This window comes from Paenibacillus antri, from assembly GCF_005765165.1.
GTDB lineage: Bacteria > Bacillota > Bacilli > Paenibacillales > YIM-B00363 > Paenibacillus_AE > Paenibacillus_AE antri.
This window is the reverse complement of sequence record NZ_VCIW01000010.1, coordinates 208,920-220,550: the sequence shown is the minus strand read 5'-3', so window position 1 is coordinate 220,550 and position 11,631 is coordinate 208,920. Positions and strand designations below refer to the sequence as shown.

Below are 11,631 nucleotides of genomic sequence, written 5' to 3'. Positions count from 1 at the left end.
TGTATTAGGCACGCCGCCAGCGTTCGTCCTGAGCCAGGATCAAACTCTCCAAAAAGGGTAGTTCAATATACTGCGCTCATTACAAGCTAGCTTTACTTCTTTAAAAAGCATATGCGCTCATGTTCAGTTTTCAAGGAGCAAGCTTGTCTTACTCGGTGTTGCTTGTCCGAATCGCTCTCGCGGCCGGAATTAGAATATAACACATTACGTCGATCAATTGCAAGTGGTATTTTATATTTCTTTTTCGATCACCGCCGAACTCGCCGGCGGAAAAACTATCTTACCATCGCGTTCGAGTCCGCGCAATGTACACATTTTCCCAATTCCGACGGTTCTACTGGGACAGCCCCATCAATACACTGTACAAGTAGTCAACTACACCCTATACCCGCTACGAGGAGTTGCTGTCAACATGAGTACTTTCCTAAGTTATATCCTTCTCGGACTATCGCTGTCGGCGCCGATCGGACCGGTGAACGCCTCGCAGCTGGACAAAGGGATCCGGTTCGGCTTTTGGAACGCTTGGCTGCTGGGGTTAGGCGCAATGGCGGCTGACGCCGCGTTCATGCTTCTTATTTACTTCGGCTCGGCGCACTTCCTGCAGACGCCCTTCATGAAATCGTTCCTGTGGACGTTCGGTTGCTTCGTTCTCATCTATACGGGCGTGGAGAGCTTCCAGAAGGCTAAGGGGATTGGCTCTTCCACTAGGGAGCAAGGAAAAGAAGCGCCGGCCAAATCCTTCACCCAAGGATTTATCCTGACGCTTAGCAACCCGCTTAGCATTCTGTTTTGGCTCGGTATTTACGGCTCGATTCTCGCCAAGGCCGCGGAAGCCGCGAAACCCATGGACATGCTCGTCAACAGCGCGGCGATCTTCATCGGCATCTTGGCGTGGGACTTCACGATGGCGACGCTTTCCAGCTCGTTCCAGAAATTCGCCTCCGGCGGCTTCCTGACGTTCGTTTCGCGCGCGGCCGGTCTTGCGTTAATCGGCTTCGGCCTCTATTTCGGCGTACAGGCGTTCAAGCTACTGTTTCTGTAGCGCACGTCGCTTGCGGAAAATCCGCTCCCGAAACGGCGACCCTTCTGTCTCCGTCTCTTCCTCCTCGTCCTGCGTATCCGCGCGGTCCGGCGATGGCTTCGTTCCGCCCCCTCCGCCCTTCCACTTCGTAAACTGCAGGATGAGCGCGACGCCGATAATCGCGGCCATGAAGCCGATGCTTGCGAAGAAGCCGGGTCGACTGCTCTTATCGAACAAAGTCCCCGTTACGGCGGCGGCGATCAGAACGATGGCGGTCGCCGACTTGACCTGCGCCCACACCGTCAGCTTCGTTAGCCGGCGCGCGGACAGCACCATAAACAGCCACGAAAACAGCAGCATGAGTCCACCCGCCGTAGTAATGTATTCGTACACGGACTTCGGCAGCGCAAGGGCGACCACGATGGAGACGATCATGCCCCCGATGGTCAGAAACAACGCCATATAAGGAAGCTTGCGCTTCTTCGTTTGCTTCGTGAACAGCTTCGGCGCGTCCCCGTCCTGCGCGATCGAATACATGATTTTCGTCGTGGAGAACAGCGAAGCGACCAAGCTCGAGAACCCGGCGATAATAAGCACTCCATTGAAAATGCTCACGATCATATGATAGTCGAGATCCTTAAGCGCCGTGACGAACGGACTCTCGTCCGGAGAGAAGTCCTTCTTCGGAGCCAGAACGAGCGCCAACGCCAACGACGCCGTATACAGCACCGTGACCACGCCGATCATGACCTTCCCCGCCTTCGGCGCGTCCTTCGGCGTCTTCAGCTCCGTCGCCATCAGGCCCATGACCTCGATGCCCGCGAACGCGAAGAAGGCGAAGACGAACCCCGTCCACATCCCCATGGCGCCATGTTCGAAGAAGTCCGGTACCGATTTCGGCGAATGCATGTGGGCGTTTTCCTGACCGAGCACGCCCGGAATGACGAGGAACGCCAATACGATAAACATGACGAGAGCGGTGACCTTCAGGACGGCGAACACATTTTCCGCTTTCTCGAAGCCCTTCTGCCCGAGCAGCACGATCGCGACGCCCAATACCGAGTAGGCCGCGGCGTACCCCCACAACGGAATTTTATCGTACCAGAATCGCGTGAACAGCCCGAGCGCCGTCAGCTGACTGCCGAGAATGAGCATCTCCGACAGCCAGTACATCCAACCGTGACTGAAGCCGGCCCAATGGCCGAACGCATGCTTCGTGTACGTCCGGAAGGAGCCCTTTTCCGGTTTTTCGGCAATCATGCACGACAAAGCGTCGTATACGAAATACGTTCCGATCGCCGCCAACACGAAAATAACCAACACAGCGTAGCTCGCCCGCTCGATGGCGATGCCGGAACCGAGGAAGAAGCCGGTCCCCGTCGTAAACCCTAGGCCGAGCAGCGTCAACTGCCACCACTTCAACGTTCCGCGGCTCGCCGCGGCGCCCGATGTCGGATGCTGTTTGTCGCTCATGATCCTATTCCTCCTGGCCGGTGTACGGACGTTTCCGTATAGCCTTCAACGCGGACCCGGCCGTTATGCCGGGGCGCGCGAGGGAACAACTGCCAACGACTCTTTTCGGATACGGAAGGCCGTCCCCCGTCCACAATAACCCCGATCACTATATAAAGAGGGGAACGAGCGCTCATGCCGACAATGATGGAGACGAAGCCGTCCGCCGCACAGGGCGTCGACTGGGAAGCGGTCCGCGCCATGTTCAATCTCGACCCGGACTACATTCATATGGGGACTGCGCAATACTTCGCCTCCCATCCGCGTCCCGTTCGGGAAGCCATCGAGCGGCATCGCGACGAGCTGGACAAAAACCCGGCGTTATATATTTTAAAGAACGAAGTGAAATTCGCGGAGACTTGCCGCAAGGCGGCCGCGAACTATTTCGGCGTCGAGGACCACAAGCGCATCACGCTCGTGGACAGCACGACCGTCGGACTCGGCATCGTGTATACCGGCCTTAACATTCAACAAGGGCGCGAAATTCTGACGTCGGAGCATAATTACTACTCGCAGCAGGAAGCGATCAAGCGAGCGTCGGAACGTACCGGCTGCACCTTCCGCGAGGTCGCGTACTACGACGATATCCATACCGTCACCGAGGAAGAGATGGTGTCGAACCTCATCGCCGAGGTAACGGACAAGACGCGGATCATAGGCGCGACGTGGGTGCATTCGAGCACCGGCTTGAAGTCTCCGATTCCGAAGCTCGCGAGGGAAATCGCCAAGATCAACGAGAAGCGCGGCGACGAGGATCGGATCCTGCTTGTCGTCGACGGCGTGCACGGCTTCGGCATCGAGCTGGAGACGTTCCCGGAGCTCGGCTGCGATTTCTTCTGCGCCGGCGCGCATAAGTGGATTTACGGACCGCGCGGCACGGGCATCGTCGCGGCGACGGAAGCCGGCTACCGCCATGTCCGCCCGGTCATCCCGAGCTTCTCGGAGACGATGTACGACATCATCAGCGGCTCCCCCGCGACGAACGTCGTCGACGGCACGACCATGTCTCCGGGCGGCTTCCACTCGATGGAGCATCTGTGGGCGATGCCGAGCGGCTTCGAATTTTCGCTGAGCATCGGCAAAGAGGCGATCTACGAGCGGGTGCACGCTCTGGCGCGCATGCTGAAGGAAGGCCTGGCGGAGATGGAGCACGTCTTGCTCGCGACGCCGATGGACGACCGGCTGTCCTCGGGGATCGTCTCCTTCGAGGTGAAGGGCATGACGCCGAAGGAGGCCGCGCAAGCGCTCGTCCATAAGAAGGTCATTTCGACCGAAGCGCCGTATAAGAAGCGGTACGCGCGCTTCACGCCGGGGATTTACATTTCCGAATCGGACGTGAAGAAAGCCCTGGATGCGGTCATGTCGCTGAAGAAGTCGTAGTTTTGGAAAAGGCGCCTGCCGCTCGCGCTCGCGAGCCGCAGGCTTTTTTAGCATGGACAGACGCCCCCTTTCTTACGAAACTTGAAACCTTAACATAGTAGAGTTCCAGGGCTCCTCTCCTCTCCAACCTCTTTCTAATCTGATTTCCCTTGCTCAGGATTCGCCCTAGCCTGAGGTAAGGAGGCTCCCCCCCCTTCCGCCAACTCTCTTTCAAATCTGATTCCCCTTACTCAGGACCCGCCCTAGCCTGAGGTAAGGAAATCAGTTTAGAAAAGATCTTCAATAGAGACCGGGAGCTCCCCCCTCCGCCAACTCTCTTTCTAATCTGATTCCACTTGCTCAGGATCCAGCACGGCCTGAGGTAAGGGAATCACCTTAGAAAGAAGCCGCAATAGAGGACCCAGGACGCGACCCGATTCCGGAACAAAAAATCCCGCCTGCCGAAAGGCCCGCGGGAAGCGGCTTGATGATTACCACAAGTATTTCAGGAAGTCCGATCGCATCAGGTTCGTGTCGATGTTACACGTCTCGGCGTCGATGCCGTACTGCCAGATGTCGACGGTGGTGACCGCTTCGGCCTCCGGCTCGTAGGCAGTCGGCGCATTGGCTTTCGTCGTGACGCCGACGTCGACGTCGCTGGTCCATACGGCTAACTGCGAGGCCAACGCTTGATGCTGCCATGCGAACGCGAGGTACGAGGACAGCGCCTTGCTCTCGCTCGCTTCGACGAAGACGGCGTACATGCCCGGCACGTACGGCGAGTCGAGCATCGTCTCGGTCCAGCCGCGGATAAACTCGGCGTCGACGGGATACGTCGGCTCGACGTCGGCGAATATGGCCACGCCCTCCGGAATGCCGAGCTCGCCGGCCATCTCGATCGCCTGCTCCGCCTCGGCGACGCCCCGGTCGTACGCGGTCGCGTCGGTGAAGTGGTTATAGATCGGCAAGATCTTAATGCCTTGCCCGTGCAGCAGCTTCACTTCTTCCGGCGCGATGCCGTACGAGACGCCTTCTTTCGTCTCGAGGTAGCGGCCGACGAAGGCGGGTTCGCCGAAGCTGTCGCGGACGCAAGCGTACAAACCGTCGTCGACGAGGCTCGCGGTGTCGATGCCCCAGACGGTGTCGATCGATTCCGGAGATTCCGGCGACTCCGGCGCGGCCGGCGTCTCTTGCGGCGGTTGAGTAGGCGCAGGCTCCGTGACGGCCGGCCGAGAGCAAGCGACGAAGAGCGCGGCGAGAAGCAAGACGACGAGGCATGCCCAGAGCTTACGGTTCCCGATCATATGAAAAATCCCCCCTATCGATAGGACATTGTATTCCTATCGATAGAGGGGAGTGATAGAATCGCGTCAGTTCAGGCGATCGCCCAGCCAAGCGAGCATGTCGTCCAGCCGGATCGGCATGTCCCTAGGGTTGCCGGTCCATAGCGCCGAAGCCAGCTCGGCGAGCGGTGGCAGCTCGAGATTCGTCTCCGCGAGCATCTCGCGGTTCGCGAACAGCTCCGGCGGCGACATGACGCCGAGGCACGTTCCGCCTTTCATGACGACGACGTCTTCGGCCCATTCCGCGACGAGCTGCATATCGTGGGTCGTGACGACGACCGTCTTGCCGCGATCCGCCAGGTCGTCCATCAATCGGCGCAGCTCCTTCTTGCCCGCGGGGTCGAGGAACGCCATCGGCTCGTCGAAGACGACGACCTCGGCGTCCATCGCGAGCACGCCCGCGATCGCGACCGTCTTCCGCTGGCCGTAGCTCAAGTCGCTCGGATTCCGATCGGCGAGCCGTTCGATGCCGAGCGCCGCAAGGCAGTCGCGCGCGAGGCGCTCCGCTTCGGCCGGGGCGATGCCGCGCTGCGCGGGCGCGAACGCGACGTCCTCGAGCACGGTAAGCGAGACGATCTGATCGTCCGGGTCTTGGAACACGACGCCGACATGCTCCGTCATGCGGCCGCGCCGCTTCGCGTCGAGCGGCTGTCCCTTGAACCGCACCTCGCCGGAGGTCGGACGGAACAGGCCGTTCATATGGAAGACGGCCGTCGACTTGCCGGCGCCGTTCGCGCCGACGATCGCCGTCCTGCGCCCTTCGCGTATGGCGAAGGAGACGCCGGACAGCGCCGCGCGATCGTCGCGGTATCGGTAGGTCACATCCGCGAATTCGAGGATGGGGGGGTGCGACATTTTCTGAATCAGCCTTCCTTCCTATACCTTCTCCCATACGAATAACGCCAGCGCCGCGCCCGCCATCCAGGCGGCCTTCCACGCGTCGCCGAACGCGTGCGGCGGCAGCTCGCGAACGGGCACGACGCCGCGATAACCCCGGGACAGCATGCCGAGGTAGACGCGCTCCGAACGTCGGAACGCCCGCAGCAGAAGCGAACCGAGCAGCTTGGACAAGACGACGTACGTCGCCGGGGAAAACCATCGGGAAGCGGCGCGGTAGCCTCGGCTCCGCAGCCCGCGCAGCATGGACGACGCCTCCGCCCGGAAGACGTCGATATACCGAAGCGTGAAGAGCGCCATCTCGACGAAGATCGACGGCACCTTCAGCCGGAGCAGCGTCTGGAAGAACGCCGGTGCGGGCAAACCGTGGAACGTCAAGGAGAGCGTCTGCACCGCGAACAGCAGCCGGCCCGCGTACAGTCCCGCCTTCTCCCATCCTTCCGCGCCGTACGCCCATGGAAAAAACACAAACATAAAGGCGAGCAAGGGCAGAACGAGCCTCGCTCGCCGCCAAAAAAGGCGGCCAGGCACCCCGCCCGCCGCCAGCCATACGAATCCTAGTGCAACGAACCCCCATGCGGTCTGCCACCGTTCGACCGACACGCCGAGGGCGAGCGCGCCGAACAATGCGACGACCCGCAGCCGCGGGTCCCGGATGACGGAGATCATCGGGACGACTTGCGGGCCAAGACGCGGCTGAGCGCCATAAATACGCCGAACGTAAGCGCGACGCCGACGATGCCCGCGAGGCTCGACGACAGCCACGAATCGATCCCCGGCACCGAATAGTCGGGCAACGGGGAGGACAACAGGTTGGTGGCCGTGTGAATGTAGCCCGTTTCTTCCCCGGCCTTCTCGAAGCCGTCGGGATGCGAGGAGGCGAGCAGCGACACGCCGCCCGCGACGACGAAGGCGACGACCAGCCACCATGCGACGTTCCGTTTCGTCATGCGCCGAGTCCCTCCTTCGCCGCGAAATGGAACGAAGACCGCAGCGCGAACGGAATGACGACGGCCGTGATCAGACCTTCGCCGATGCCGATGAACGCGTGCCAGAACAAGAGCGACGCCGCGGCCGGCGCGAAACCGATGACGCCGGACCACGCGAGCAGCGCGGCGCCGACGATCGATACGGCGACGACGGAGCACCAAGCGGCGACGAAGCCGGAGACGGCCATCGGGACGCGGAACGACTTCAATGCTTTATGTACGAGCGTCGCGACCGCGGGCGCGGCGATCGCCATGAGGAAGACGTTGGCGCCGAGCGCGGTGATGCCGCCGTCCTGGAAGACGATCGCCTGGATGGCGACGACGGTCGTCATGATGAGCGTCGCGGGCCAGAAGCCGAAGAGGATCGCGCTGAGCGCGCCGCCGATCAAGTGGCCGGACGTCGCCGCGCCGAGCAGCGGGAAGTTCACCATCTGCGAAGCGAAGATGAACGCCGCCATGGCGCCCATCACGGGCACCGCCCGGTGCTCCAGCGTCCGCTTGGAGTGGCGCACGCTGCCCGCGAGCACGAGCGCGGACGCCGCGGTCGCCGCCGTCCACACCGCCGGGCTTAAAATACCGTCGGGAATATGCATCTTTATGAACCACCTTTCCGTAGAAAACGTGTTACGAATCGTTCAGATTGTAGCACATTTTCCGCGGAAAAACCTGACATCCCGCACATTTTTTTTATCGATCCTTGTGCGCGCGGGCATCCGAATGGCCGTGCCCGGCCGGTTCGATATGGCTTACCGACAACTGCGCGTACGCGACGCCGCGAAGCACCCGAATGGCGTCCGTCAATCGGCTCAGCCGGCCATAGGCCCCTTTCACGACGACGATTTCGAGGCATTGATCGTGATTGAGATGCACATGCATCGTGGAAATAATGTCGTGGTGATAATCGTGCTGCAGCTCCGTCAGCTGCTTCGACAAATCGGAGACGTGATGGTCGTACACGATGACGACCGTGCCGGCGACCGCCTCCTCGGGCGGCAGCCGATCGGGCTGCAGCAGCTCCTTGCGCACCAAGTCCCGGATCGCCTCCGACCGATTTCCGTACCCTTGCGCCGCGATGACCCGGTCGAACTGCTCGACGAGCTCCTGCGGCATCGAGACGCCGAATCGGACCAGCTCCTTCTCTTTCATGCCCGCACCGCCGTTCTGGTATGATGTATGCAGATTGTACCATGATTCGTTCGCGGAGGGATATATCTTGGCATTGCAGTTCACGACGCTGGCGGAATGGGACTCCGAAGCATGGCGCGCGGTCGAGCCGATCTTCGACGAAGCGTTCCCGCCGTCCGGGCGGAAGACGAGCCGCATGATTCGGAAAATCGTCGATACGGACGCCGGCTGGCTGCATATCGGCGCGGAGGACGGCGAGGCCGTCGCGATGGCCGTCACCGGCAAGCTGCCGGAACTTAGAAGCCTGCTGATCGACTACGTCGCGGTGCGATCCGCCGCGCGGTCGCGGGGCATCGGACGGCGCATGGCGGAGTTCCTGGCGGAGGAGGCGCGACGGCTCGGCTTCGACGGCCTCGTCATCGAGATCGAAGCGGAAGAGACGCCTTCGAACGAAAGCCGCGAGCGGTTTTGGACGTCGCTCGGCTTCCGGCGGACGGAGTACGTGCATCGCTACCGCTGGGTTCCGGAGACGTACCGGGCGTTGTATATGGAGCTTGGGGGCAAAGGCGCGGCGGCGCTTCCCCATGACGGAGAAGCGCTGTTCCGCGGCATTACAGGCTTTCATGGGAAGATCTGGCGGGATTGAACACGACGAAGCGCAGCGCCGCGTAATGCAGCAGCGTGTAGAGGACGCTGCCCGCGACGGCGGCCGTCTGATCCGGCGACAGCGGCCCTGCGGCCCAGCCGGCGAGCGCCGCGCGGGCGGCGGGGAACGCGGCGAGGTAGCAGGCGAGGCTCGCGCCGCCGAAGCGCAGCGCCGCCGCGGCCGCACTGCCGCGATGCCGGAACGTGAAGCGGCGGTTCATCGCGAAGCTGACGGCGAGGCCGAGCGCCGTGCCGAGCGCCGTCGCCGCGAGATACGGCGCGTCTAGCGCGAGGGCGGCGAACGTCGTGCCGTAGCCGACGACGGTGTTGAGGACGCCGACGGCAAGGAATCGGGCGAACGTCTTCACGGCCGGCCGCCTCCGACTTGCCCCGCGCTCGGCCGCCGGTACAGCCGCATCGCCGCGGCGGCCGCCAAGCGCGCGAGGCAGGCCGCCGCCAGTCCCGCCGCGCAAACCGCCATAAAGTCGAACGCGACGTTATATAAGAACAGATGCTTCGCGAGATCCGCGTCTCCGTCGCCCAGCAGCGGCGTGACGTATGCGATCGCGGCGATGAACGGGGCGCCGTACAGCGCCCCGTGCGCGCGCAAGCCGGTCAGCGCGGCGACCCGGCGGCTGGCGAGCAGCGCCGTATACAGGGCGGCGACCGCCAACGCGGCGTAGACGCTGCGGGGCATATGCGCCTTCTTCCCTTCGCTCCACCAGGCGCCCTCCAGATGGACGGCGCCCGGCCCCCGCCCTTCTTCCTTGGAATAGCTGCCAAGATAATACGGGCGGATCGTCGACGCGTCGTCCGCCGCCCGCTCGAACCGATCGAGCAGCTTGCGCGGATGCTTGGCGTAATACAGCGCGACGTCCAGATGGCCGATGCGGTCGTAAAACAAAGCGTCGAGCGCCGGCGACGTCTGCGGAATCGCCGTGCCGGCTTCGAAGAAGTTCGTTCCGGCGAGCGGCGCGAGCTCCGCGGGCAGCCCCAGCTCCCGCAGGTCGGCCGGGACGTCGTCCGAATGCTTCAGCACCCCGTAGAACACGGTTTGGTACAAGTTAATCTTCTTCAGCTCCTTCGGAGCCGCCGCATAAAACGCCGCCGTCAGCAGCAGGACCGCCGCCGATAACGCGAGCGCAAGCCTGCGGGTCCGCGGTTCGGCGGCCGCCCTCCCCAGCGCGAGCAGCAAGGCGGAGAAGACGAGGCCGACGGCGAAGTTTTGCGACTTCGCGCCCATAAACAGGACGACGGCGGCGAAATACGCCCAGAGCCGGGAGCGTTCGGGCGCTCGCGCCGCGTGCAGCCCGCAGCCGATCGCGAGCAGGAAGCCGATCAAAGATACCGGCTCGCCGTAGAACGAATGATAGTACGCCGCATAGGCGACGTCCGTATAGACGGCGACGAGCGGCGCCGCGACGGCCAGCCTCGTCGCGCGGCTCGCTTGAAGCCCCGTGTAGATCAAGACGATCGCCGCCGCGAAGCAAGCCGCATAGAGCGCCCCTAGCGTCGTAATATGGAACAACCCGCCGGGGTGAAGCAGCGCGTTCGCGGCCTTCGCGACGAACAAAAACAGCAGATGCGTCGACGCGTATCCGCCGAAGCCCAACGGGGCGTTGCGGTACTGAAGGATCGCGTAGTCGAAATACTTTGCCTCATAAGTCAGTCCGTCGCTCGCGTAATCGAAGCCCGCCGTCTTCATGACGCGCAGGAAATCCCCGTTGTCCGCCATCCCGACGACCGGCCGGTGCATAATGCCGAAATAAACGAGCGCCAGCGCCGTCAGCGTAAGCGTCGCCCCGATCCAAACGTCAACGCGTCGATCCGCCATCCTGTAGTCGAGCCCCCTCTGCATTCTCTCCTCAGAAGCATCGACATTTCCGATTCCGGATACACCTCGCCAAATCGAATTGTATTCGGGACAATGTTCCGTTCCGCCCGGATGGGCATATGGTATCCCATCTTCCGAAGAAGCGGGTGTGAACGAAGTGAATTTGAAAGCTGGGCAAGTGAAGTATTTGGCATGGCACGAGACGCTGGAGATGCACGAGCTGGTCGCCTTCCAGACCGGCCAATTGGTTTCGTTCAAGAAGAAGCTGCCTACGCTCCAGGATGCCGGGCTCCGCGCCTTGTACGCGGAAGCCGTCGCCGCGTTGGAAAACAACCTGCGCGAATTGCTCGCGTACTACCCGAAGGCGCCGGTGCCGAACCGCGACGAAGGCGACGTCGAAATTCCGGGCGCCGAATCGGCGCAGCTGCTCGGCGTGCTGAAGACGTCCGTGCGCAGCTACGCGATCGCGATAACGGAGACGGCGACGCCTGAGCTTCGCGCGACGTTCGTCAAGCATCTGACCGCCGCCATCGCGCTGCATGCCAAGGTGTTCTACTTCATGCTCGAGCGCGGATTTTATCCTTCCTACAATCTCGATCAACTGCTGGCGACGGACGTCAAGAACGCCAACATGGCGTTGTCATTGTAAACCGAGACGAATCCATACGGGTAAAGAAAAGAGACCGACCGAAGCATTCGCGCTCCGGTCGGTCTCTCTTTCGCGTTACTCCCGCATCAGCTTATATCCGAAGCCTCGCACGGTGACGATCCATCTCGGATTCGCCGGATCGTCCTCGACCTTCCCGCGGAGATTGCCGATATGTCGTACAGCTGCGCGGCGATGTCCTCCGGCTCGAGCAGTCGGCTCCAGTAGAACGCCCACTCGCCGTTCAGCGTCGTCCGGCC

At 62.1% G+C, this 11,631-nt stretch carries 14 protein-coding genes; 4 read left to right on the top strand and 10 right to left on the bottom strand.

Translation table 11 applies throughout. The features are described 5' to 3' along the window. Nucleotides 1–412: 412 nt before the first annotated feature. Entirely contained in the window at nt 413–1,042 is a 630-nt protein-coding gene (locus tag FE782_RS16520; protein ID WP_138195331.1) for a LysE family transporter, read from the top strand. Here the strand turns inward: FE782_RS16520 and FE782_RS16515 are convergent. Beyond that, nucleotides 1,028–2,494: an amino acid permease gene (locus tag FE782_RS16515; protein WP_138195329.1), complete on the bottom strand. Its 1,467-nt coding sequence runs from the start codon at nt 2,492–2,494 to the stop codon at nt 1,028–1,030. The two genes, FE782_RS16520 and FE782_RS16515, sit on opposite strands and share 15 nt — an antisense overlap. 174 nt (nt 2,495–2,668) lie before the next feature. On the opposite strand from FE782_RS16515, the gene FE782_RS16510 reads away from it, so the two are divergent. Beyond that, the gene (locus FE782_RS16510) at nt 2,669–3,913 is read left to right on the top strand and encodes an aminotransferase class V-fold PLP-dependent enzyme (protein WP_138195328.1); all 1,245 of its coding nucleotides are present in this window, start codon (nt 2,669–2,671) and stop codon (nt 3,911–3,913) included. A gap of 470 nt (nt 3,914–4,383) precedes the next feature. Here the strand turns inward: FE782_RS16510 and FE782_RS16505 are convergent, their stop codons facing one another. From FE782_RS16505 to nikR, 6 genes are all read right to left on the bottom strand, one after another. Continuing rightward, nucleotides 4,384–5,196 (bottom strand): glycoside hydrolase domain-containing protein, encoded by an 813-nt coding sequence (locus FE782_RS16505; protein WP_138195327.1) that lies wholly within the window; start codon nt 5,194–5,196, stop codon nt 4,384–4,386. 66 nt (nt 5,197–5,262) lie between these two features. Further along, entirely contained in the window at nt 5,263–6,090 is an 828-nt protein-coding gene (locus tag FE782_RS16500; RefSeq protein WP_138195326.1) for an energy-coupling factor ABC transporter ATP-binding protein, read from the bottom strand. Nucleotides 6,091–6,111: 21 nt separating this feature from the next. Continuing rightward, on the bottom strand, nt 6,112–6,801 hold the full coding sequence (locus FE782_RS16495; RefSeq protein WP_138195324.1) for an energy-coupling factor transporter transmembrane component T family protein: 690 nt from the start codon (nt 6,799–6,801) through the stop codon (nt 6,112–6,114). Continuing rightward, the gene (locus FE782_RS16490; protein ID WP_138195322.1) at nt 6,798–7,082 is read right to left on the bottom strand and encodes a PDGLE domain-containing protein; all 285 of its coding nucleotides are present in this window, start codon (nt 7,080–7,082) and stop codon (nt 6,798–6,800) included. The genes FE782_RS16495 and FE782_RS16490 overlap by 4 nt, the downstream gene beginning before the upstream one ends. Further along, on the bottom strand, nt 7,079–7,714 hold the full coding sequence (locus tag FE782_RS16485; RefSeq protein ID WP_138195321.1) for an energy-coupling factor ABC transporter permease: 636 nt from the start codon (nt 7,712–7,714) through the stop codon (nt 7,079–7,081). The genes FE782_RS16490 and FE782_RS16485 overlap by 4 nt, the downstream gene beginning before the upstream one ends. Nucleotides 7,715–7,808: 94 nt before the next feature. Further along, nucleotides 7,809–8,267, bottom strand: a complete 459-nt coding sequence (gene nikR / locus FE782_RS16480) for a nickel-responsive transcriptional regulator NikR (RefSeq protein ID WP_138195320.1) — start codon at nt 8,265–8,267, stop codon at nt 7,809–7,811. Nucleotides 8,268–8,334: 67 nt separating this feature from the next. Here nikR and FE782_RS16475 point away from each other — a divergent pair, with 67 nt between their 5' ends. Then, nucleotides 8,335–8,892 (top strand): GNAT family N-acetyltransferase, encoded by a 558-nt coding sequence (locus FE782_RS16475; protein WP_158299422.1) that lies wholly within the window; start codon nt 8,335–8,337, stop codon nt 8,890–8,892. Here the strand turns inward: FE782_RS16475 and FE782_RS16470 are convergent. Next, nucleotides 8,858–9,364, bottom strand: a complete 507-nt coding sequence (locus FE782_RS16470) for a GtrA family protein (RefSeq protein WP_138195318.1) — start codon at nt 9,362–9,364, stop codon at nt 8,858–8,860. The genes FE782_RS16475 and FE782_RS16470 overlap by 35 nt on opposite strands. Continuing rightward, the gene (wsfD, locus tag FE782_RS16465) at nt 9,256–10,725 is read right to left on the bottom strand and encodes a glycan biosynthesis hexose transferase WsfD (protein ID WP_138195317.1); all 1,470 of its coding nucleotides are present in this window, start codon (nt 10,723–10,725) and stop codon (nt 9,256–9,258) included. The genes FE782_RS16470 and wsfD overlap by 109 nt, the downstream gene beginning before the upstream one ends. A 211-nt stretch (nt 10,726–10,936) precedes the next feature. Here wsfD and FE782_RS16460 point away from each other — a divergent pair, with 211 nt between their 5' ends. Further along, a complete protein-coding gene (locus tag FE782_RS16460; RefSeq protein ID WP_138195349.1) occupies nt 10,937–11,374 on the top strand; it encodes a spore coat protein in 438 nt (145 codons plus the stop codon). Between the two features lie 75 nt (nt 11,375–11,449). Here FE782_RS16460 and FE782_RS32915 read toward each other — a convergent pair whose 3' ends face one another. Further along, nucleotides 11,450–11,608, bottom strand: coding sequence for a winged helix-turn-helix domain-containing protein (locus tag FE782_RS32915; RefSeq protein WP_338016899.1), 159 nt, complete (start codon nt 11,606–11,608; stop codon nt 11,450–11,452). Between the last annotated feature and the right edge of the window lie 23 nt (nt 11,609–11,631).